Source organism: Lactobacillus sp. (genome assembly GCF_051873315.1).
Classification (GTDB): Bacteria; Bacillota; Bacilli; order Lactobacillales; family Lactobacillaceae; genus Lactobacillus.
Genome location: NZ_JBJEES010000136.1, coordinates 1 through 23,259 on the forward strand (window position 1 = coordinate 1; position 23,259 = coordinate 23,259).

Here is a 23,259-nt window from a genome sequence, read left to right on the forward strand (position 1 = left end):
ACGACGTCCATGTGCAAAAGGCCCAAAAAGCCGCAGCGGAAGCCAAAGCCCAGGGCCTGGGAAGTTTCCGGCTCAAATTCCAAAGAAGCATCGTTAAGCTGCAACTTCTGCAGGGCTTCCTTCAAGTCATCATAATCCCGGTTGTCAGTTGGGTACATACCAGAGTAAACCATTGGCGGGATCTGCCGGTAGCCTGGCAGGGCTTCTGCCGTTGGATTTTCAGCGCTGGTGATCGTGTCCCCGACCCGGGTTTCCCGGACGGACTTGATGTTGGCGGTGATGTAGCCAACGTCCCCGGCGATCAAGATGTCTTCTTTAACCGGGTGGGGGCTGGAGACGCCCACTTCAGTTACTTCGTACTTCTTGCCGGTGTTCATGATCATGATTTCGTCACCCGGCTTGACCGTACCTTCTTCGATTCTAACTGACATGACCACCCCCCGGTAGTCATCGTACTTGGAGTCAAAGATCAAGGCCTTGAGGGGCTTGGTCAAGTCCCCGGTCGGAGCTGGGATGTCGGTCACGATTCTTTCCAAAAGTTCCGGAATCCCTGCCCCGGTCTTGCCGGAAACTTCTACGGCGTCGCTGGCGTCTAAGCCCAGCATGTCAGCGATTTCGCCCTTTGCCATGTCCGGGTCGGCACTAGGCAGGTCGATCTTGTTTAAAACAGGCAGGATTTCCAAGTCGTTTTCCAGAGCCAGGTAAGTGTTTGACAGGGTCTGGGCCTGGACACCCTGGGAAGCGTCAACGACCAGGACAGCCCCTTCACAGGCGGCCAGGGACCGGGAAACTTCATAGGAGAAGTCGACGTGACCTGGGGTGTCAATCAAGTGGAAAATGTAGTCTTCCCCGTCATTGGCGTGGTACTTGACCTGCACCGAGTTCATCTTGATGGTGATCCCCCGCTGGCGTTCAAGGGGCATGTCATCCAGCATTTGATTTTTCAGTTGCCGCTTGGAAACCGTGTCCGTCAGTTCCAAAATCCGGTCGGCAATCGTTGATTTGCCGTGGTCAACGTGGGCCACGATTGAAAAATTGCGGATGTGCTTTTGGTAGTCTTTTAATTTTTCTAAGTCCATATATTTTCTCGCATCCTTACTAAAGTACTAAACAATTATACCCGAAATTGGCCCGTTTGTCTTTTCCCAGTCATCAAAAAGGCAGTCCTCTCAGACTGCCTCCTTAAATTGCTTTAAAAAATTAGCTCAGCTTCTCCTTCAAGCGTTCAAAGAAGCCTTTTTCCTGCGGAGCAATGGAGCCGCCGCTGGCCTTGACGAATTCCAGCAAGGCCTTGCGCTGGGCCTCATTGATGGACTTCGGAATCACGATTTCAACCGTGGTTACCTGGTCGCCAGTACTGCCGCCGCGCAGGCTCGGAACACCCTTGTCCTTTAAAGTAAACTTCTGGTTCGGCTGGGTGCCGGCCGGAATCTTCAGTTTCGTGTCGCCGTAAACCGTCTTGACGTTGATTTCGTCACCCAAGGTTGCCTGGGCAAAGGAAATCGGCACGGTCGTATAGATGGTCTGGCCACGTCTGGTGAAGTCCTTGCTTGGCCGCACCCGGAAGACGATGTAGAGGTCCCCGTAAGGGCCGCCGTTCTTGCCGGCTTCGCCTTGGCCGGCCAGGCGGATCTGCTGGCCGTTGTCGATGCCCGCTGGCACCTTGACCTGCAGGGTCTGCTTCTGGGTCTTGACCCCCTTGCCGTGGCAGTTTTGGCATGGATGCTGAATGATGACCCCACTGCCCGCGCACTTGTCACAGGTCGTCTGCCGCTGGATCATGCCCAAAACGCTTCTTTGCGTAATAGTCATCATGCCGCTGCCGCCGCACTTGTCGCAGGTGATTGGGTGGGTCCCCTTTTCAGCCCCAGAACCATGGCAGACTTCACAGGTGGTTGACCGGCTGTAGCTGATTTCACTGGTCTTGCCCTTGATGGCGTCCATAAAGTCGATCGTCATCGTGTAGTCTAAATCAGCCCCCCGCTGCGGAGCGGTCGGGTCTACCTGCTGGCGGGCGCCGCCACCAAAGAAGCTGTTGAAGATGTCACCAAAGTCACTAAAATCAGCTCCGCCAAAGCCCTGACCACCGTACTGGCCGCCAAAGCCGCCCTGGCCGTTCATGCCAGCCTGGCCAAATTGGTCATACTGCTGCCGCTTTTGTGGGTCATGAAGCACTTCGTAAGCTTCATTGACTTCCTTGTACTTTTCTTCTGCCCCTGCTTCGTGGTTCAAGTCCGGGTGATATTTCTTGGCCAACTTCCGGTAGGCCTTGCTGATTTCTGCGTCACTGGCATCCCGGCTCACGCCTAAGACGTCATAATAGTCACGGTTTGCTGCCATCTGTTTATTACTGCTCCTTTTACTAACAAAAGAAAAGAACTACATCAAGCAGTTCTTCTCCTTTTGTTTAATTATAGTCGCTTTACTTGTCTGGGTCTACCTTGGTGAAGTCGCCGTCAACAGTGTCGCCGCTTGCGCCATTTGAGCCATTGTCAGTTGGGCCTGCTTGACCGCCTTGGCCTTGCTGGTTTTGGGCGTTTTGCTGGTAGAGCTTGACAGCCAGGTCTTGGGCAACCTTGCTCAAAGCGTCCTTCTTTTCCTTCATTTCGTCCAGGTTGTTGTCCTTTTGAGCCTTCTTCAAGTCTTCCAGGGCATCCTTGACTGGTTGAACGTCGCTGTCTGCGAGCTTGCCGTCAACTTCCTTCAAAGTCTTTTCGGTTTGGAAGATCAAGCCGTCAACTTCGTTTCTGAGGTCGACTTCTTCCTTCTTCTTCGCGTCTTCGTCAGCGTGTTCTTCAGCTTCCTTCTTCATTCTCTCGATTTCTTCGTCTGACAGACCTGAAGCTGATTGGATGGTGATCTTTTGTTCCTTGCCAGTCCCCATGTCCTTGGCAGAAACATTAACGATACCGTTCTTGTCGATGTCGAAGGTAACTTGGATTTGTGGCACGCCACGTGGAGCAGCTGGAATGTCAGTCAGTTCGAAGCGGCCCAAAGTCTTGTTGTCAGCTGCCATTGGCCGTTCACCTTGCAGAACGTGGATGTCAACGGCTGGCTGGTTGTCAGCGGCAGTTGAGAAAATCTGGCTCTTGGAAGTTGGGATCGTGGTGTTTCTGTCGATCAGCTTGGTGAAGACCCCGCCCATGGTTTCAATACCCAGGGAAAGCGGAGTAACGTCAAGCAAAACGATGTCCTTAACGTCCCCGGAGATAACCCCGCCTTGGATTGCGGCACCCAAAGCAACGGCTTCGTCTGGGTTGATTGAGTGGTCTGGTTCCTTGCCAGCCCACTTCTTTACGGCTTCTTGGACAGCTGGAATACGGGTTGAACCACCGTTCAAGATGACCTTGTCGATGTCGCCAACTGACAGGCCAGCGTCACGCAGGGCGTTGTCAAATGGGATCTTGGTTCTTTGCACTAAGTCATCAGTCAGTTCGTTGAACTTAGCCCGGGTAAGGTCTGCTTCCAGGTGCAGAGGACCTGCTTCACCAGCGGAGATGAATGGAAGAGAAATGTGGGTTGAAGATACGCCTGACAAGTCCTTCTTGGCCTTTTCAGCCGCGTCCTTCAAACGCTGCATTGCCATCTTGTCCTTGGACAGGTCAACGCCGTTTTCTTGCTTGAAGCCGTCAACCAGCCAGTCGATGATCTTGTTGTCGAAGTCGTCCCCACCCAGGTGAGTGTCACCGTTGGTTGACAGAACTTGGAAGACGCCATCGCCCAATTGCAAAACGGAAACGTCGAAAGTACCACCACCAAGGTCGTAAACCAAAACAGTTTCGTCGTCTTCATCCTTGTCCAAGCCGTAGGCCAAAGCTGAAGCAGTTGGTTCGTTGATGATCCGTTGCACGTTCAAGCCCGCGATCTTGCCGGCATCCTTAGTTGCTTGCCGTTGTGCGTCGTTGAAGTAGGCTGGAACAGTAATAACCGCGTCAGTTACAGGTTCACCAAGGTAGTCTTCTGAGAACTTCTTGATGTATTGCAAGATCATGGCTGAAATTTCCTGTGGGGTGTAAGCCTTGTCGCCAACCTTGACCTTGTAGTCACTTTCGCCCATGTGCCGCTTGATGGAAACAATAGTATTCGGGTTGGTGATGGCTTGCCGCTTGGCAACTTCACCGACTTGAATTTCGCCGTCCTTGAAGGCAACTACTGAAGGGGTAGTTCTGGCGCCTTCCGGGTTGGTAATAATCTTTGGTTCCTTGCCTTCCAAAACCGCAACTGCTGAGTTGGTGGTACCTAAGTCAATCCCAATAACTTTAGACATTGTCTTTTATCTCCTTTGTATTATTTTTGCTTGTTTATTGCTTTGTTAAAAAATTGCCTTACTGGGCAACCACAACCATGGCTGGCCGCAGGGTCCGGTCCTTGTAGACGTAGCCCTTTTGCAGGACCTGGACGACATGGTCTTTTTGATCATCATTTTCAGCCGGTACGCTTTGGACCGCCTGGTGCAATGTCGGATCAAACTTTTCACCGTCAGCCTTGATTTCTTCAATGCCGTTATCCTTCAAGGCTCTGACCAGGCCTTCCAGGGTCATTTCGATCCCCTTCTTCAGCTGGCTGGAAGCCTCGTCGTCGGCCTTGACCTGGAGGGCTCTTTCCAAGTTGTCCACGCTGGCCAGGATATCCTTGCCCAAGCGCTGGGACTCATACTTGACCAGGTTGGCTCTTTCCTTGCTGTAGCGGCGCTGGGCATTTTGAATCTCAGCTTCGCTTCTTAAGTACTTGTCTTCCAGGTCCTTGTTCTTCTGGGTCAAAGCGGCAACTTCAGCCTTGAGCTGGTCCAGTTCTGAATCAGCTGCCTTGGCTGCCTTTTCCTTGTCGCCACTTACCTTTTTGTCTTCATTTACGCCTGCCTTGTCAGCTTCAGCTGGCTTGGCTTGCTTTTCCTGGTCTTCTTGCGGCAAATCCTTCTCACTTGGAAATTCTTCTTTGCTCACGACAAACCTCCTTATTTAAATCTGCCATAGTAATCTAACAACTTGCGGGCCAGTTCCTGGCGGAAGTATTCCATCAAGCCAATCATTTCCGAGTAAGGCATATTTCTCGGCCCCAGCAGGGCGATCGTTCCCCGGCCATAGCGGCCGACGCTGTATTCAGCCGTCACCAGGCTGAAATCCTTCAGCAGGTCGTTTTGCAATTCCGTCCCTAAGCGGACATGAACTGGATAATGGCCGGGACTGTCACTCAGATCGATCAGTTCATCAGCTAAAGAGCTGGAATTGATCAGTTCATAAAGCGACTTGATGTCTTTTAAATCGCTGTTTTCTGTATTATTGAGCAGGTTCAGCTGACCGTCAACGTACAGCTGCTCACTTGCCGCGTCTTTAATGACGGCTTCCAGAAGCTCCAGAAATTCCGGAGCATTCTTACCGACGATATTAGAGCTGGACAATTGCTCAAAGGTCTGCTTGTTGATTTCGCTTAAATTCTTGCCGACCAGCTGGTCGTTGATCAAGCGGACAGCTTGTTCAATTTCATCCCCTGAGATGTGCCGCGGCAAAGTGTAAAGCTGGTTCTTGACACTGCCATCGCTGGTTACCAGAATTGCCATGACCTGCCGGGGTGCCAGGGGCACGATTCTGAAGCCCGTAATGCTGACATTCTTGACTTCCGGGCCTTCAGCGAAGGCCGTGTAGTCAGTCAAGTCCGACAGGATCTTGGCAGCTTCCTTGACGATCTCGTCCACTTGGTTGAACGGCTGGTCAAACTGGTAGCCAATTTGATTGTAAATTTCTTCCGGCAGCTGCAGCGGCTGCACCAAATTGTCCAGGTAGTAGCGGTAACCCTCAGTCGATGGCACCCGGCCGCTGGAGGAGTGGGTCTTTTCAATCAAGCCATGCTCTTCCAGGACCGCCATCTCATTGCGGATAGTTGCGCTGGACACTTTAATCGGCAATTGATTCATGACTGTCTTTGAGCCGACCGGCTCATGCGTCTTGGTGAAGTCCTGAATAATTGTCTTGAGAATAAGTTCTTGACGTTCGGTCAACATAACATCGCCCTCACTTTTAGCACTCACATCTTTCATGTGCTAACATGGTATAGATTAACAAGAAATTAGCAGTTAGTCAAGGAGAATGCTAAAAAAATCCCGCAAAAAAACGGTCTCTTTGAAAAGACCGTTTTCATTACTGATCAATCAGTGAACTAAAATAGTTTTCACTGGCAACCTGGTCCAGCTTCAGCTGCTCGCTTAAAGCTTCCATGTCGGCAAACTTTTCTTCCCCGCGCAGGTACTTGTACCAGGCAATGGTAATCCGCTCGCCATAGATGTCCTGGTCAAAATCAAAGATGTTGGATTCGATGTAAATCTTCTTCTCATCATTGAAAGTGACATTGTAGCCGACGCTGGTCATCGACTGGTACCAGCTGTCCCCCACCTGGGTCATGGTCGCGTAGACGCCGATTTTCGGCAACACTTTTGGCCAGGCCAATTCCAGATTCGCGGTTGGAAAGCCTAGCTTGTGGCCGTTTCTGAAGCCGTGGACGACTTTGCCGCTAGTTAGATACGGGTGACCCAACAATTCTGTAGCCAAGCGGAGATTGCCGCTTTTAATAGCCTTACGGATTTCGGTTGAGCCAATTTTTTCCCCGGCAAAAATCTGCTTTGGCACCACCTTGATGTCAAAGCGGCCCTTGGCAAAGACCGGCAGATTTTCCATGTTGGCCACGTCCTTCGGGCCATAGCTGTAGTCAAAGCCGGCAACAACCGTATCAGCTTTAAGGCCCATGATGATCTCATCAACGAAGGCCTGGGGAGCCAGGTGGCTGAATTCCGGAGTGAACTTGAGAATCACCAGGTAGTCGACCCCGATCTTGGACATTTCGTAGGCCTTTTCCTCCGGAGTATTCAAGTACTCAAAGTTCTTGACCCCGGCATAGACCTCCTTGGGATGGCGGTCAAAGGTCAGCACCATCAATGGCAGATCCTTCTCATCTGCAATTATCCGGGCTTCCTTGATCAACTTCTGGTGGCCGATATGAACTCCGTCAAAAAAGCCCAGGGCCAGGACAACCTTGCCGGCCGTCAGTTCTTTCTTGAACGGATAGCTTAGATTTATTACTTTCAAACTTAATCCCTCAATTACTCATTACTTAAAAGCATTAGGTCCGGGCAGTAGAGACCTTGTCCCTTGGCCCGGTAAATCGCTTTAACCTTTTCATTATACCGCAAAGCGACCTTGCCTGCATCAAGAGGGAGTTTGATCCAGGCCCCGTTTTTCACCTGCTGCCATAAGGCATCGTCTAATTCAAATTGCGGGTAGTCAGCAAAAAAGCTGTCGATTGGCTGAATATAATCTTCAGCATGGTCCAAATTCTCCGCCAGTTCTTCCAAAGTGACCGCGTCCTGCAGTTTGTAGCCAGAACTGGCCGTCCGCCGCAATTTGGTCATCACTGCCGGCAAGCCCAATTTATCGCCCAGGTCGTTGACCAGGCTGCGGACATAGGTCCCCTTAGAACATTCAACTTCATAAGAAAAAGTCTGCCGGCCTTTTTCTGGGTCAAACTGGCTTGGCCGCGTCAAGTCATAGCGAAAAACCTGGACAGACCGCTTGGGCCGCTCAACCGGAATCCCTTCTCTGGCATATTCGTAGAGCCGCTTGCCATTGACTCTGACCGCGGAATAAATTGGCGGCTGCTGGACGATTTCCCCAGTCAAAGACTGCATGGCCTCTTTGATGGCCTGGTCACTGACCGGCTCAGTCAGGGCTTTCTCCGCCAAAACCTTCCCTTCCAGGTCGTAAGAATCAGTTGCCAGGCCCAGCATCCCTTCACCAACATAAGCTTTTGGCCGCTCATGCATCAGCTCAATCAATTTTGTTGCCTGACCCAGAGCAATAGGCAAAACGCCGGTGACTTCCGGGTCCAGGGTTCCGGCATGGCCGATCTTCTTTTGCTTTAAGAGCCGACGCAGCTTATAAACCACGTCCCCGCTGGTCATGCCCGCTGCCTTATCGATTACGATAATTCCGTTGAACATCTTTTTCTCCTCTTCTTTATACGCAAAAAAGCGCCCGAAGGCGCTTTTTGCTAGTTTTGGCGATCTTGTTCCTGCTTCTTCAAGTCAGCAAGCAAACGGTCGATCTTGCTGCCGTAGATCACGGACTGGTCCCGCTTGAAAATCAATTCTGGAACCTTGTACATGGTCAAGCTCTGGCCGAGCAAGTGCCGCATGGTTCCCTTAGCCTTTTCCAAGCCGGCTTCCGCTTCTTTTTGCGCCTGTTCATCTTCAGTCAGCAGACTGTAGTAGACAGTCGCGTATGAAAAGTCATTGCTGCACTCCACGGCGGTAAAAGTCACGTCGCTGACCCGGGGATCGCGGATGTTCTTGCGGATGATCTTGGTCAGTTCCCGCAGGATTTCTCCTTCAACCCGTCCTTTTCTGTGCTTCATTTCAGCCTCCTGTTAACCTGGCTTAACTTCCTGCATTTCGTAGGCTTCCAGTTCGTCGCCTTCCTTGATGTCGTTGAAGTTTTCAATGGTCAAACCACAGTCAAAGCCTGCCTTGACTTCTTTGACGTCATCCTTGAACCGGCGCAGTGAGGCAACCTTGCCGTCGTACTTGACCACGCCGTCTCTGATAACCCGGATGCCTGATTCTCTAGTAACGTAGCCGTTGTCGACAAAGGCACCAGCGATGGTCCCGATCTTGGATACCTTCCAGGTTTCGCGGACAGTAAGGTTACCAATAACCTTTTCTTCGTAAGTTGGTTCCAGCATCCCTTGCATAGCGGCCTTAACGTCATCGATAGCCTTGTAGATGATGCTGTAAAGGCGGATGTCGACGCCTTCTTGAGCAGCCTGGCTCTTGGCCGTAGCCGTTGGCCGGACATTAAAACCGATAATCAAGGCGTTTGAAGCGCTGGCCAGGGTAACGTCACTTTCATTGATGGCCCCGACGCCGGAGTGGATGATGTTGACCCGGACGCCTTCAACGTCGATCTTTTGGAAGGATTGGGCCAAGGCTTCAGCAGACCCTTGCACGTCAGCCTTCAAAACGATGTCGACAGACTTCATGCTTTCCCGCTTCATCGTGTCAAAGAGGTTGTCCAGAGTAACGTGCTGAACGTTTTCACGCTGCTTTTGCAGGGACTGCTGGGCCCGGGCTTCACCAACCGCGCGGGCAGTCTTTTCATCATCAAAGACAACCAGCTTGTCGGCTGATTCCGGCACGTCATTCAAACCAGTAATTTCAACAGGCATTGATGGCGTAGCCTTCTTGACCTGGTGGCCCTTGTCGTTGGTCATGGTCCGGACACGGCCGAAGGTGTCACCGACAACGATTGGATCACCAATCCGCAGGGTACCCTGCTGGATCAAGACGTCGGCAACTGGACCCTTGCCCCGGGACAAACGAGCTTCGACAACCGTACCGATCGCCTTTTGCTTCGGGTCAGCCTTCAGTTCCAGCATGTCGGCTTCCAAGATGATGTTTTCCAAAAGTTCGTCAATCCCCATCCCGGTCTTAGCTGAGATGTTGACGAAGATGGTTGAACCACCATAGTTTTCTGGAATCAGTTCATACTGCATCAGCTGTTCAGTAACGTGGGCAGGGTTGGCGCCTGGCCGGTCCATCTTGTTGATGGCCACAATAATTGGCACGCCCGCGCTCTTGGCGTGGTCGATGGCTTCGATGGTCTGCGGCATAACCCCGTCGTCAGCGGCAACGATCAAAACGACGATGTCGGTGATTTCCGCCCCGCGGGCCCGCATGCTTGAGAAGGCCGCGTGACCTGGGGTGTCCAGGAAGGTGATCAAACGGTCGTTGATCCGGACCTGGTAGGCACCGATGTTCTGGGTGATCCCGCCGGCTTCGTGTTCAGAAACCCGGGTGTGGCGCAGGCGGTCCAGCAAGGTAGTCTTACCGTGGTCGACGTGACCCATGATGGTTACGACTGGCGGACGGACAACCTGGTTTTCAGAGTTCTTGGACTCTTCCATTTCCTGGGCAAAAATGTTGTCGATGTCGGAAATGTCTTCGTGGACCTTTTCCACGGCTTCAATACCGTAGTCAGCAGCCAGGAGTTCGATCGTATCCTTGTCCAGAGACTGGTTCTGGTTGGTCATGATCCCCAGCATGAAGAGCTTCTTCACGATTTCAGCTGGTTCCCGGTGGAGGATCTTGCCCAGGTCTTGCGCGTTCATGCCGACTTCGTATTCAAAGCTTTCTGGAAGCGGACGATCCTTTCTTTGGGTAACCTGCTTCTTGACTTGTGGCGCGTTTTGGTGCTTCTTGTTCTTGCGCTTGCGCCGTTCGCTGCGGTCGCTGTTTGCGCCACGGCCTTGGTCAGCATAGGCATTTTGCCCCTTGCGGCCAGGCTTGCCGCTGTTTCTGCGGCGGTTATCCTTGTTTTCAGGCATTGGCGCTTCAGTAAAGCTTGGCCGGGAACTTGGCCGGCGAGAAGATGAAGACTTGGCAGCGGGCTTTTCACTGCTTGCCTGGTTTTGCTTAAGGCGAGCTGGGGATGGCTTCAAGATCTTTGGCCCGCGGACCTTTGGTGCTTCAGTTGCAGTTTCAGCTGCCTTGTCGGCACTTTCGACCTTCCTCACAACCGGCTTGCTTTCGCTGGCAGCAGCCTTGCTTAAAGACTTCTTGTATTCCTGCTTGGCAGCCTTGCTTTCCTGGTCCAGGCGGACTTCATCAGCTCGCTGCTTTTGCTTGAGATCCTTCAGCAAATCTTGGGCTGCTGGCCGGCGGCGCTTGCTGTGGTCGTTAGAGTGGTTGTTTGCCCGGCGGCGGGAATTTGGTCTCTTGCCTTCAGTCTTCTTTTCGCCCTTGCGAATAGCACTGACTGAAATCTTTAATTTACCAGACTTGCCGCTGGTTTTCTTGTTATCCATGCCCAATTCCTTTGAAGTTTCGTTTTCTTGTTTCTTGGTCATTAGATCACACTCCTTCTTTAATCTTATCCAGCAAGGCTTTCGCAAAACCACGATCTGTTAATGCCAAAACTTTGCGTTTCTTACCTACAGCCTGGCTGAGTTCAGCTTCCGTGAAGACGTCCAGCAATGGAGTTGGGTGGGCCTTCAAGGCAGCTTCGATCTCGCTCCGGCTGTTTTCTGCTAAATCATTCGCGATGATAACGCACTTAAGCTTGCCCTTCTTCAATTTGGCCAAAACGATGTCCGTGCCCGAAACCGTCTTTCCGGCCCGGGTTGCCAAACCAAGCAAATTTAAGGCTTTCTCTCGATTGTTAATTATTTTTGATCACCAAATAATTCTTTTCTTGCCTTCTGGTGGTCCACGTAAGCGAAGAGCTCGTCGTAAAATTCATCGGCGACCTTCACGCCCAAACTGCGTTCCAGCACCTTTGACTTACGGGCAGCAGCGATCTTTTCTGGCTCTAAGGACACATAAGCACCGCGGCCTGGCTTCTTGCCACTTGGATCAACAGAAACATTCTTTTCCTTGTCAACGACGATTCTGACCAGATCCTTCTTCGGCTGCATCGTATCGGTCAACAAGTCCTTCCGCATGGGGATTTTTCTCTTTTTCAAGGAAATCACCTATTCTTCTTCGTCAAGATCCAGGTCTTCCGCTTCTTCAGCTTCTGCACTTTCGTCAGCTTCAGTCTCTGCTTGTTCATCTGCAGCTTCTGCTTGACCCAGGTCTTGATCTTCTGCTACTTCAGTTTCGTCTTCTACTTCGCTTTCGTCAACAAATTCGACTTCTGACTCTGGCCGGATGTCGATCTTGTAGCCAGTCAAGCGGGCAGCCAGGCGGACGTTTTGCCCCTTCTTGCCGATGGCCAGGGAAAGCTGGTAGTCCGGCACGATCACGAAGGCCTTCTTTTCATCGTCTTCGTCTTCGAACTGAACAGCGATAACTTCAGCTGGGTTCAAGGCATTGGCGATGTAGTCAGATGGGTCTTCTTCATACTGAACGATGTCGATGTTTTCCCCGCCCAGTTCATTGACCACGTTCTGCACCCGGCTGCCGCGCGGGCCGACACAGGTACCGACTGGATCAATGTTCGGGTCGTTGGACTTAACGGCAATCTTGGTTCTTTCGCCGGCTTCCCGGGCAATGGACATGATTTCCACCGTGCCATCAAAGATTTCAGGTACTTCTTGTTCAAAAAGCCGCTTGACTACGTCAGGGGCAGTCCGGGATACCCGGATCTGGGCCCCCTTGCCGTCAGCACCGACTTTAGTTACCAAGACACGGACCCGGTCTTGTGGGTTATAGTGTTCACCTGGAATAGTGTCGCGCTTGATGTCCATGACCGCTTCAACATTGCCGATGTTGACGTAAACGAAGCGGTTGTCAGTTCTTTCAACCGTCCCGGTAACCAGCTCATCTTCATATTGAGAGTATTCATTGACGATGTGGGCATTTTCAGCTTCACGCAGGCGCTGCATTACGACCTGCTTGGCCGTAGCCGCCGCGGTCCGGCCGAAGTTCTTTGGGGTAACTTCAAACTTGATCGTGTCGCCAACTTCGTAAGCCCGGTTGATGGCCAAGGCATCCTTCAAGCTGACTTCCACCCGGTCGTCTTGCACTTCGTCAACTACCGTCTTCAAAGCCATGACCTTGAAATCGCCCTTCTTTTCATTAAAGTCGATTTCAACATTTTCAGCCTGGCCGTAGTTTTTCTTGTAGGCAGCGGCCAAAGCGGCCTTCATGGCTTCAACGATAACGTCTTGTTTGATGCCCTTGGTCTTTTCCAAGACGTCAAAGGCTTCCAGCATTTCTTTTGACATAAGTTTTGGATCACTCTTTCTAAAATTCGATTGCAAAACGGGCGCTGGCGATCTGCTTGCGCGGAATAGTCAGCTGCTTGCGCCGGGTCTTGATCTTGATTTCCAGTTTAATCTCCTGGTCGTCCAGGTCAAGCAAATGACCTTCAAAGACCTTCTCGCCTTCCAACTTTTGGTAGAGGCCGACGTGGATGTACTGGCCCTTGGCCTTTTCCCAGTCCTGCTCCTTCTTGATCGGTCTTTCCAGGCCCGGTGAGGACAATTCCAAGATGTACGGGTCTGGCAGCGGATCTGGCTGCATTGAGTCCAATTTTTCTCCAACCAACTCACTCAGCTCCGCAATCGTTTCGATGTCAATCCCGTTTGGCTGCTTGTCCACGTAGATTCGCAGATAGTCTTGACTCTTTTCCTTGACATATTCCAAATCAACAAGTTCACAGTCATGACCGCTAATGACCGGTTCGATTGCTTCTTGGATAGGTGTTAAGTTTTTTGGCAAAATTTTCCTCCGTAATAAAAAGAGTGAGCATTGCTGCTCACTCGAATTTACCATATTCGATCTGAAAAAGATTATAACAAAATTTTTCCCACTTGTAAATAGGAAGCTCTTAGAAGAGGGAAAGTTGGTTTTGGTCAGGCATCCCTTCTAAGACATTGTTGTTTTCAAAGAAGTCCATGATCTTCTGGGAGACCTTGCCTCGTACCTGCAAGTCTTCCTTTGACAAAAACGGGGCTTCACTGCGGGCAGCCACGATCTGCTTGGCCGCGGAGTCACCTAAGCCGTCAACCGCGTTAAAAGGAGCCAGGATGGTGTGCTTGTCAACGATCTTGTAAGTCGTGGCTTCAGACTCGTTGATGTCAACCATCTTGAAATTGATCCCCCGCTCAATTGCTTCGTTAACCAGTTCCATATAGGTCTGCAGGTCCTTTTCCAGCTTGGTGGCCGCGGTCCCCTTTTCCTTGATCCGGTTGATCAAGGCGACAACTGTATTTTTACCTCGGCTCATGGCTTCCAGGTCAACCTTGTCGGCTCTGACTGAGAAGTAGGCGGCATAGTAGATCTCCGGATAGTAGACCTTGAACCAGGCTACCCGCAGGGCCATCAAGATATAGGCGGCCGCGTGGGCCTTCGGGAACATGTACTTGATCTTCAAACAAGACGGAATGTACCAGTCTGGAATGTTCTTGTTTTCCTTTAAGACGGCCATATTCTCATCAGAAATCCCCTTCCCCTTCCGGACAGTTTCCATGGTTGAAAAGGCGACTTCTTCCTTGACTCCCCAGTGGATCAAGTCAGTCATGATGTTGTCACGGCAGCCGATCACGCTCTTTAACTTGCAAGTGCCGTTATTGATCAGCTCTTCAGCATTGCCCAGCCAGACGTCCGTCCCGTGGGACAGGCCGGAAATCTGCAGGAGCTCGGCAAAAGTTGACGGCTTGGTTTCTTCCAGCATCCCCCGGACAAAAGGCGTCCCGAATTCCGGCAGACCCAGGGTCCCGGTCTTGGAATTGATCTGCTCTGGAGTAACCCCCAAAGCTTCCGGGCTGGAGAAGAGGGACATGACCTTGGGGTCATCGGTTGGAATAGTCAAAGGATCAATCCCGGACAAGTCCTGCAGCATTCTGATCATGGTCGGGTCCTGGTGGCCCAGGATGTCGAACTTCAAGAGGTTGTCGTGGATCTGGTGGAAGTCGAAGTGGGTCGTCTTCCACTCCTTGGAAATGTCATCTGATGGATACTGCAAAGGAGTCAGTTCATAGATATCCTTGTCATCCGGCAAAACGACGATCCCGGCCGGGTGCTGGCCAGTCGTGGCCTTGACCCCGGTAACCCCAATAGCCAGGCGGTCGACTTCCGCGTTGTTCATCTTGATTTCCGGGTGCTCATCCTGGTAGTGCTTGGCATAGCCGATCGCTTTTTTATCAGCCAGGGTACCAACCGTACCGGCTTTAAAGGAGTGGTTTGGCCCAAACATAACTCTGATGAAGTTGTGGGCAACTGGCTGGTAGTCACCGGAGAAGTTCAAGTCGATGTCGGGCACCTTGTCGCCGTGGAAGCCGAGGAAGGTTTCAAATGGGATGTTCTGTCCGTCTTTAACCATCATGACCTGGCAGTCAGGACATTTTTTATCCGGCAAGTCAAAGCCTGAGGCATATTCGCCATTTTCAAAAAATTCTGACTTCTTGCACTTCGGGCAACGGTAATGGGGCGGCATCGGGTTGATTTCCGTGATTCCCATCATAGTTGCGACCAGACTGGAACCGACAGAGCCCCGGGAACCAACCAGGTAGCCGTCTTTAACTGACTTGGCTACCAGCATCTGGGAAATCAGGTAAACGACCCCGTAGCCGTTACCGATAATGGCATCAAGCTCCCGGTCAAGCCGGGCCTGGATATTGTCCGGCAAGGGGTCACCATAAAGTTCATGAGCTTTGTCATAGGTCAGCTTGCGTACCCGCTCAGCAGTATGCGGAATCTTTGGCGGGAAGCTCTCGTCTTGGACTGGCTGCACCCCTTCATCGATCATGGCATTGATCTTGTTTGGGTTGCTGATGACCACTTCTTTAGCAACTTCTTCACCCATGAAACTGAATTCATCCAGCATCTCCTGGGTAGTATAGAAGTGCAGGTCCGGGTGCTGCTTGTTCCGGTTCGGGTTGCCCCTTTGGGCGGCCAGCAAAACGTCCCGGTAGATGGCTTCATGCTTGTCGATATAGTGAGCATCACTGGTTGCTACGACTGGTTTATTCAGCTCCTTGCCCAGCTTATAGATGTTGGTCAAAATTTCTTCCAACTGGCTTTCATCGGCGATCAAGCCATCCGCGATCAGGCTGGAATAGTTTGATGGAGGCTGGATTTCCAAAAAGTCGTAGAATTCCGCCTTCTTTTTAGCCTCTTCATAGCCCTTCTGCATCATGGCAATGAAGACTTCCCCCTGGCTGCAGGCAGACCCGTACAAAAGGCCGGCGTGCAAGCGGCGAAGTTCTGACTTGGGAGTTCTCAGCCCCTTGAAGTTGTACTTGATTCCGGCCAAGGAAACCAGTTCATACAAATTCCGCAGGCCAGGCTTTTGATTCTGGGCCAGGACCGTAATATGGGTTGGCCGGGCCCGCTTGTAGCCTTCACCGTTGCTGTAATCGTTCATCTTGCCCAGATCGTCTTCCTGGTACTTGTCATTAAAGGCATCTAAAAGCTTGAACATCAAGTAGCCGGTTGCCTCGGCGTCCTGGTTGGCCCGGTGGTGGTGTTCCAGGACCACATTGTACTTGCGGCAAAGCGAGTCCAAGGTGTGGCGGGATTGTTCCGGGTGCAACAGGCGGGAAACTTCCAAAGTGTCGACAACTGGCTGGCTGATTTCTGGATAGCCGCAACGCTTCAAGGCAGCGTTGACAAAGCCCACGTCGAACTGGACATTGTGCCCGCAGAGCGGATCATTGCCATAAAAGTCCATAAACTGCTTGATCACAATATCTTCGTTATCAGCTGCTTGGACCATTTCATCGGTGATCGAGGTCAAATTGATCGTGGTTTCAGACAGAGGGTGGTGGGGATTGATAAATTTATCAAAGCGTTCAATCACTTCCCCATTCTTCATCTTGACGGCCCCAATTTCAATGATCGTGTCGTAAACCGAAGACAAACCCGTCGTTTCAACGTCGAAAATAACGAATTCCTGGTCTTCATACCGCATATGTGCCGGGTTTAAAACCAGCAGACCGTGGTCTTCGACCATGTTGGCTTCCAGGCCCATGATGACCTTCATCCCGTTCTTTTTGCCCGCTTCAAAAGCATTTGGCAGGGCCTGCAAGTCGGCATGGTCAGTGATCGCAATGGCGGGCTGGCCGAACTTCTTGGCTGTCTTGATGATGTCTGCCACGTCAGCAGTCGCGTCCAGCTGGCTCATGTTGGTGTGGACATGCAGCTCCACGTGCTTTTCTTCACCCTGGTAAGCTTCCTGCCGGCCCATGTGCTCGGTTAATTCCATGCTGTAGATGTTGAAGATCAAGTCATGGGCATATTGGTCATCTTTAAGGCTGCCCTGCATGCGGATCCAAACACCAGGCTTGATTCCCTTTAGGTATTCGATTTCTTCCTTGTCGGAATCACGGACGAATTTCTTAAAGGAGACAGAACCGGTATAGTCAGTCATTTCCCCATTAAAAATAAAGGATCCCGACCGTAGTTCCTGCATTTCCGCCTTGAAGACATGGCCTTCGACAACGGCGCTGCGTTGATCTTCTGACAGGTCTTTTAACTGAGTGATTTCAGCATTGTCACTGATGGCGCCTGGGCCAAAACTGGCCTTCTTGCCCCGCCGGCCCTGGTAGCTAGGCCGGGGAGCTGGCTTTGGCTTGGCCGGGGCCTGCTGGAAGGCTTCCTGCATGTTTTTTTCATGGGCTTCCACCAGCTGGGCCAGGCTTTCAAAGTCACTTTGCCCGCCCTGTTCGTCAACTTCTGTTAAAAGCTTGACGTTAAAGAAGCCATAGTCGCGCAGTTCTAAAGAGAAACTGTCCAAAAGCCGCTGCTCCAGCATTTTGTCAAAAAGCTGCCCGTTAATCGGAATGATCCAGCGGCCGCTATCCTCATGGGGCGTTTGCCCGACCAGGAAATTCTGAGCAGCTGGATTGGCGGACAAGACTTCTGAATTTTCAACCGCGTAGTGCCAGTAGTCTGGCAGGTACTGCTGCTGGCCGTCTGCTGTTTCAACGAACAGACGGGTGTCGACAAAGTCGTTAAATTCATGCTTAATCGCCTGGTTCAAGGCGTTGTAGCTTTCAAAACGCAGTGGAGTAGTAAAAAAAACGTGGATATCCCATCTACGTTCTTTTCTGTAGACATCCACGTTTTTTATCTCCCCTGCCTGTAAAACCGCTTCGTCAGCTGCCCCTGCCGGGAAGCCGACCTGTTTTAACAATTTGAGAAAAAGTTGGTTTTTATCAGTCACGAGAGTTCAATCCTAATCTAATTCGCTGGCAATAAAGTCTTCCAGATCGGTAACGGCCAGCTTTTGTGCTTGCTCGTCGCCTGGGCGCTTGACTTCAACGATCCCGTCAGCAGCGTCGCGGCCAACAGTAATTCTGATTGGCGCGCCAACCAGGTCAGCATCGTTGAACTTAACGCCTGGACGTTCATTACGGTCGTCATAAAGGACGTCATACTTGGCAAACTTGGCTTCCAGGTCTTCGGCCAGCTTGCTTTGAATTTCATCCTTCATCTTCATCTGGATGATGTGAATACCGAATGGCGCGATTTCCTTTGGCCAGGCAACCCCGTTTTCAGTCGCGTGCTGTTCAACAACGGCTGAAAGCAGACGGGTAACCCCGATCCCATATGAGCCCATGATAACTGGCTGGGACTTGCCGTTTTGGTCCAGGAACTTGGCCCCCATGGTTTCCGTGTAGTAGGTCCCCAGCTTGAAGATGTGACCAACTTCAATTGAGGTAGTAAACTGCAGTGGTTCATGGTCAACCGGGTCTGGTTCGCCTTCATTGGCAACCCGGAGGTCAGCAAAGCGGTCAGCCTTGAAGTCCCGGTCCAGGTTGGCATTGATGAATTGGGCATCGCTTTCGCCCGCGCCAACAACCACGTTGTAAAGGCCCTTAACGGTTTCGTCAGCCACGATTTCGTCAGCCCAGTCAGCGTTTACCGGGCCAACGCCGCCCTTGCCAGCCCCGGTCAGTTCTTCCAAGTCGCTAGTTTCAGCAACCCGCAAGCTGTCACAGTCCAAGAGGTGGGTCAGCTTGACTTCGTTGACTTCCTTGTCAGCCCGGATCAAAACCAGAACCTTCTTCTTTTCATCAACGATGTAGAGGATGCTCTTGACGATTCTGGTTGCTGGCACTTGCAAGAATTCAGCCAGCTTGTCAATTGTATCGCAGCCTGGAGTAGCAACCTTTTCCATTGCCTTCAGTTCTTCAGGCTCTTGCTTGAAGGTGTCAACACTGACCGCCATTTCCAAGTTGGCGGCGTAAGTGCCGGAAGCGTTGGTGGCAATAGTGTCTTCGCCAACAGCGGCAGGTGCCTGGAATTCAGTGGAGTTCTTGCCGCCCATGGTCCCGGAGTCAGCAATAACGGGCCGCACTTCAACGCCCGTGCGCTTGAAGATCTTGAGGTAAGCTGCCTTTTCATCTTCAAACTGCTTGTCCAGCTGCTCCCGGCTGGCCGCGAAGCTGTAGCCGTCAAGCATGACGAACTCTCTGCCCCGGAGAAGACCGAAACGTGGCCGGTTTTCATCCCGGAACTTGGTTTGAATCTGGTAAAGATGCAAAGGCATCTGCTTGTATGACTTAAGGCTCTTAGCCACAACTTCAGTAAAAGTTTCTTCGTGGGTCGGCCCTAGCAACATTTCCCGGCCATGCCGGTCCTTCAAACGGAACATTTCCGGACCGTACTTCGGCAAACGGCCTGATTCTTCCCACATTGAAGCTGGCAGCATGTGCGGCATGATCATTTCAACCACGCCAGCATTGGCCATTTCTTCTTCAATGATCTTTTCAGTCTTGCGCAAGACCTTGTAGCCCAGCGGCAGGTATGAGTAGACACCAGCCGTAACCTGCCGGATGTAGCCGCCCCGCAGCATTACTTGGTGGCTCTTTGCAACCGCGTCGGCTGGAGTTTCCTTCAGCGTCGGCATGAAAAAGATTGATTGACGCATAATTAACTAAATTCTCCTAAACATTTATTATTTTAAGGACTATTTGATAAAGTAGCGGTAGATATCGTTACCCGTTACCGCGATGATCAAAATCAGCAAGAAGACCACCCCGATCAAGTCAACGACTGTTTCATGCTCCTCTGGAATTGGCTTGCCCCGCAGGAGCTCGATAAGTTCCAGCAAAAGCTTGCCCCCATCCAGGCCGGGAATCGGAATCAAGTTAACGATCCCCAGGTTGATGGACAGCATGCCGACAAAGGCCAACATGTAGGTCAGACCCATGGAAGTTGCCTTAGAGGTTTCCGAGTAGATCCCGACTGGACCGGACAATTTGTTTAAGCTGAAGTGCTTGAATAAGTTGCCCAGGGCCTGGAAGATCATCCCCGTCACCTGCCAGCTCAAATCCCAGCCCCGCTTCAGCTTGGCGGAAAATGAATTGTCGGCCTGGGCAACGATACCAACCAGGTAAGACTTAGTCTTCTTTGAGTACTTTGGCGTCAGCTTGACTGACTTTTCGCTCCCCTTCCGCTTGACCTTGACAGTCATGGTCTTGCCCTTGGAAGAAGAGATTGCCTGGCTGACCTGGTCAAAAGTACTTATCTTCTGGCCATTGATGGCCACGATCTGGTCACCCTTTTGCAAAACGTGCTGAGCTGGGGAGTTTGCCGCTACCTGACCGACAGTCGTCGTTGCCGGGCCAACTGAGGCAAAACTGTAAATCATCAAGACCACAAAGCCCAAAACGATATTCATGAAAGGTCCGGCAAAAGAGGTTGCCAGCTTCTTCCAAGGCTTGGCCGCCGGCAGCTGCACGTCCCGGGGGGCAATCTGCAGCTCAGTGCCCGTTTCATCGATCATGGTCGCGTCATGGTCGACCTTGTAGGTCACCAGCTGGCTCTCATCCCCGTTTTCATATCCTTCAATCGTCAAGTCATCAACCAGGTCTGCCTTGGTCACCCGCAAGGGGCGGCCTTCAATCGGCAGGTCCGATTCTGAAGCATCGATTCGCGTGACAATTCCAGCCTCATTCAGTTCCAAGACAACAGCCGTCCCAGGATCGATTTCACTCTGTTCATCGGGGCCGGCCAGGCGGACATAGCCGCCTAAAGGCAGCCAGCGGATGGTGTAAGTGGTTTGTCCGGGCCGCCACTGAACCAGTTTTGGCCCCATGCCGATTGAAAATTCGCGCACCAAAATACCGGCCTTTTTCGCCACGAAAAAGTGTCCAAATTCGTGAACAAAGACCACCAGGCCAAAAACAATAATAAAGGCTAGAATACTTTTCACGGCTACCTCCTAAATTCCAAAGATCAGGGCAACGATTGGCAAAACAAAAAGCGTACTGTCAAACCGGTCCAGGATCCCGCCGTGGCCCGGCAAGATCTTGCCGGAGTCCTTGACGCCGTAGAAGCGCTTGTAGGCTGATTCAACCAGGTCGCCCATCTGGCCGACGATTGACAGGAAGAAGGAAGCAATGATCAAGCTGGTCTTGTCGCCGCCAACTGGAGCCAGGTTGACGTAAATCGCGGTAACGATAACCGCGATGATCACGGCACCGATTGACCCTTCCCAGGTCTTGTTCGGGCTGATCACTGGCCAGAGCTTGTGCTTGCCGAACTTGCGGCCAACCATGTAAGCAGCCGTGTCAGTCGTCCAGACGATCACGAAGGCAAACAGCAGCCGCCACAAGCCGTGGGCCGGATCGCTGTTTCTGATTGCTGCCAGGTAATGGAAACCAGTCCCGATGTACAAACTTGACAGAACGTACACGCCGATGTCATCAAAAGTCGTCTTGTTCTTGGACAAAACCGTCCAGGTCAAGAGCAGCATTACCAAGGCATAGAATACGCCCCACTTGCTCCAGTTTTTTGGCAAAAAGCCGAAGAAGGAGTTGGGCACGGTCCAGGTCAAGGTGGCCAGGGCTGCCAGGGTAAAGTCAACTGAGACCAGAATCTGCTTCTTCATCAAGAAGACTTCACTGATGCCGACAGCGGCCAGAAAGGCAGCCAGCCAATCAATCCACATGCCCCCGGCAATCAAAACCGGGATAAAAATCAATAAAGCAACAACTGCTGTAATTACTCTTTGTTTCATATTACCTAACTATCTGTTTCATCTAATTTACCAAAGCGCCGGTCCCGGTGCTGGTAAATCTTAACCATTTCGGCCAAGTCGTTTTCATCGAAGTCCGGCCAGGCCTTGTCCGTAAAGGCAAGCTCTGAATACGCAATCTGCCAGAGCAGGAAATTGCTGATTCTCTGCTCGCCAGAGGTTCTGATCAAAAGGTCCGGGTCAGAGTACGGAGCGAACTTGGCGGTCATCAGCTTAGCGGATACCATGTCTTCAGTAATTTCGCCAGGCTGAATTTTTCCTTCGGCGGCTTCTTTGGCCAAAGCCTGCACGGCTGAAACGATTTCTTTTCTTGACCCGTAATTGAAGGCAAAATTCAATACCAGGCCAGTGTTTTCAGCCGTTTCTGCCATGGCCCGCTCAACAACTTCTCTGGTTGAGTCCGGCAAGGCATCCAGATAGCCCATGATGTTGACCTTCACATTGTGGGCCTGCAGGCGGGGCATGAACTTGTCAAAAAACTTGACCGGCAGGTTCATCAAATAATTGACTTCATCCTTGGGCCGGGCCCAGTTTTCCGTCGAAAAAGCATAAAGAGTCAGGACTTTAATTCCCAACTCATCTGCCGCGAGCGCAATCTTTTCAACGTTATCCATCCCGGCCTTGTGGCCCATGAAGCGCGGCATGTGTCGCTTCTTCGCCCAGCGGCCATTGCCGTCCATGATGATCGCCAAATGATTCAGCTGCTTATTCTTATCCATAATTAACCCTGAGTGATTTCCTTGCGCTTGTTGTCAGCCATTTGGTCAATCTTCTTGGTTGATTCGTCAGTGACCTTCTGGACTTCCTTTTCCAGGCGCCGTTCTTCGTCTTCAGTGATTTCGCCGTCTTTTTCTTGCTTCTTCAAAGCCTTCATGGCTTCCTGGCGGACATTGCGGACAGCAATCTTGGCTTCTTCAGCCAGCTTGCCAACTTCCTTGGCAATTTCCTGCCGCCGTTCCCCAGTCAGTTGCGGGATAACCAGGCGGATAACGTTACCGTCATTGGCCGGAGTGAGGCCCAGGTCAGAGGCCAAAATGGCGTGTTCAATATCATTCAAAGAAGTCTTGTCGTAAGGGGTAATCATCAAAACCCGTGGTTCTGGAATGGTAATCCCGGCCATTTGGACCAGCGGAGTCGGTACCCCGTAATATTCAACCATCACCCGGTCCAAAAGGGAAGCGTTGGCAACCCCGGCCCGGACAGTCGCCAGATTGCTCTGGTAGACTTCGATGGACTTGTTCATATTGCTCTTGGCTTTAGCAATCGTTTCGTTGTTCATTATTTGTCACCTCTGATAATGGTCCCGATGTTTTCACCTTCAACCACCCGCTTGATGTTGCCTGGAGTGTTGACGTTGAAGACAATCAATGGAATATGGGTATCCATGGACAAGGAGCTGGCCGTTCTGTCCATGACTTGCAGGCCCTTGGAGATCATGTCCAGCTGGGTCAGTTCAGCAAACTTCTTGGCGCTTGGATCCAGATTCGGGTCAGCCGTGTAGACCCCGTCAACCCCGTTCTTGGCCATCAAGATCACGTCAGCGTTGATTTCCGCTGCCCGCAAAGCGGCCGTGGTGTCAGTTGAGAAGTATGGGTTGCCAGTGCCGCCGCCGAAGATAACGACCCGGTTCTTTTCCATATGGCTGATTGCCACCCGGCGGATGTAAGGTTCAGCAACTTGCCGCATGGAGATTGAAGTTTGCAGTCTGGTTGGCACGCCAGCAGTTTCCAGACCATCTTGCAGGGCCAGACCATTCATGATCGTGGCCAGCATGCCCATGTAG

General features: G+C 51.6%; 20 protein-coding genes. All 20 read right to left on the reverse strand.

Features of this window, described 5'->3' with window-relative positions; genetic code table 11:
- Window positions 1-1,079, reverse strand: a 1,079-nt coding sequence (gene lepA, locus ACI32D_RS08120; RefSeq protein ID WP_439776076.1) for a translation elongation factor 4, incomplete at its 3' end; no start/stop codon positions are given.
- Between the two features lie 121 nt (window positions 1,080-1,200).
- Entirely contained in the window at window positions 1,201-2,340 is a 1,140-nt protein-coding gene (gene dnaJ / locus ACI32D_RS08125; RefSeq protein ID WP_439776077.1) for a molecular chaperone DnaJ, read from the reverse strand.
- Between the two features lie 82 nt (window positions 2,341-2,422).
- A complete protein-coding gene (gene dnaK, locus ACI32D_RS08130; RefSeq protein WP_439776078.1) occupies window positions 2,423-4,267 on the reverse strand; it encodes a molecular chaperone DnaK in 1,845 nt (614 codons plus the stop codon).
- A 58-nt stretch (window positions 4,268-4,325) separates the two neighbouring features.
- A complete protein-coding gene (gene grpE / locus ACI32D_RS08135; protein ID WP_439776079.1) occupies window positions 4,326-4,943 on the reverse strand; it encodes a nucleotide exchange factor GrpE in 618 nt (205 codons plus the stop codon).
- 11 nt (window positions 4,944-4,954) lie between these two features.
- Window positions 4,955-5,998: a heat-inducible transcriptional repressor HrcA gene (gene hrcA, locus ACI32D_RS08140; RefSeq protein WP_439776080.1), complete on the reverse strand. Its 1,044-nt coding sequence runs from the start codon at window positions 5,996-5,998 to the stop codon at window positions 4,955-4,957.
- A gap of 136 nt (window positions 5,999-6,134) precedes the next feature.
- Window positions 6,135-7,076 (reverse strand): riboflavin biosynthesis protein RibF, encoded by a 942-nt coding sequence (ribF, locus tag ACI32D_RS08145; RefSeq protein WP_439776081.1) that lies wholly within the window; start codon window positions 7,074-7,076, stop codon window positions 6,135-6,137.
- 14 nt (window positions 7,077-7,090) lie between these two features.
- On the reverse strand, window positions 7,091-7,987 hold the full coding sequence (gene truB / locus ACI32D_RS08150; protein ID WP_439776082.1) for a tRNA pseudouridine(55) synthase TruB: 897 nt from the start codon (window positions 7,985-7,987) through the stop codon (window positions 7,091-7,093).
- Window positions 7,988-8,037: 50 nt separating this feature from the next.
- Complete coding sequence (locus tag ACI32D_RS08155) at window positions 8,038-8,400, reverse strand: ribosome-binding factor A (protein WP_270447765.1); 363 nt, start codon at window positions 8,398-8,400, stop codon at window positions 8,038-8,040.
- Window positions 8,401-8,412: 12 nt separating this feature from the next.
- The gene (infB, locus tag ACI32D_RS08160) at window positions 8,413-10,890 is read right to left on the reverse strand and encodes a translation initiation factor IF-2 (protein WP_439776083.1); all 2,478 of its coding nucleotides are present in this window, start codon (window positions 10,888-10,890) and stop codon (window positions 8,413-8,415) included.
- 4 nt (window positions 10,891-10,894) lie between these two features.
- Window positions 10,895-11,179 carry a L7Ae/L30e/S12e/Gadd45 family ribosomal protein gene (locus tag ACI32D_RS08165; RefSeq protein WP_439776084.1) on the reverse strand — a complete coding sequence of 95 codons (285 nt, stop codon included), beginning with the start codon at window positions 11,177-11,179 and terminating at the stop codon, window positions 10,895-10,897.
- 26 nt (window positions 11,180-11,205) lie between these two features.
- Entirely contained in the window at window positions 11,206-11,505 is a 300-nt protein-coding gene (gene rnpM / locus ACI32D_RS08170; protein WP_072551267.1) for an RNase P modulator RnpM, read from the reverse strand.
- A gap of 9 nt (window positions 11,506-11,514) precedes the next feature.
- Window positions 11,515-12,711, reverse strand: a complete 1,197-nt coding sequence (nusA, locus tag ACI32D_RS08175; protein WP_439776085.1) for a transcription termination factor NusA — start codon at window positions 12,709-12,711, stop codon at window positions 11,515-11,517.
- Between the two features lie 19 nt (window positions 12,712-12,730).
- Window positions 12,731-13,207, reverse strand: coding sequence for a ribosome maturation factor RimP (rimP, locus tag ACI32D_RS08180; RefSeq protein ID WP_439776086.1), 477 nt, complete (start codon window positions 13,205-13,207; stop codon window positions 12,731-12,733).
- Between the two features lie 109 nt (window positions 13,208-13,316).
- The gene (locus ACI32D_RS08185; RefSeq protein ID WP_439776087.1) at window positions 13,317-17,654 is read right to left on the reverse strand and encodes a PolC-type DNA polymerase III; all 4,338 of its coding nucleotides are present in this window, start codon (window positions 17,652-17,654) and stop codon (window positions 13,317-13,319) included.
- A 12-nt stretch (window positions 17,655-17,666) separates the two neighbouring features.
- Window positions 17,667-19,364, reverse strand: coding sequence for a proline--tRNA ligase (locus tag ACI32D_RS08190; RefSeq protein WP_439776088.1), 1,698 nt, complete (start codon window positions 19,362-19,364; stop codon window positions 17,667-17,669).
- Window positions 19,365-19,403: 39 nt separating this feature from the next.
- Entirely contained in the window at window positions 19,404-20,651 is a 1,248-nt protein-coding gene (gene rseP / locus ACI32D_RS08195; RefSeq protein WP_439776089.1) for an RIP metalloprotease RseP, read from the reverse strand.
- A gap of 9 nt (window positions 20,652-20,660) precedes the next feature.
- Window positions 20,661-21,458 carry a phosphatidate cytidylyltransferase gene (locus tag ACI32D_RS08200; protein ID WP_439776090.1) on the reverse strand — a complete coding sequence of 266 codons (798 nt, stop codon included), beginning with the start codon at window positions 21,456-21,458 and terminating at the stop codon, window positions 20,661-20,663.
- 5 nt (window positions 21,459-21,463) lie between these two features.
- Window positions 21,464-22,195, reverse strand: coding sequence for an isoprenyl transferase (locus tag ACI32D_RS08205; RefSeq protein ID WP_439776091.1), 732 nt, complete (start codon window positions 22,193-22,195; stop codon window positions 21,464-21,466).
- A gap of 2 nt (window positions 22,196-22,197) precedes the next feature.
- Window positions 22,198-22,755: a ribosome recycling factor gene (gene frr / locus ACI32D_RS08210; protein WP_050890309.1), complete on the reverse strand. Its 558-nt coding sequence runs from the start codon at window positions 22,753-22,755 to the stop codon at window positions 22,198-22,200.
- Window positions 22,755-23,259 (reverse strand): uridine monophosphate kinase (locus ACI32D_RS08215; protein ID WP_439776092.1); only part of this gene is annotated, 505 nt, incomplete at its 5' end. The genes ACI32D_RS08215 and frr, both read right to left, overlap by 1 nt.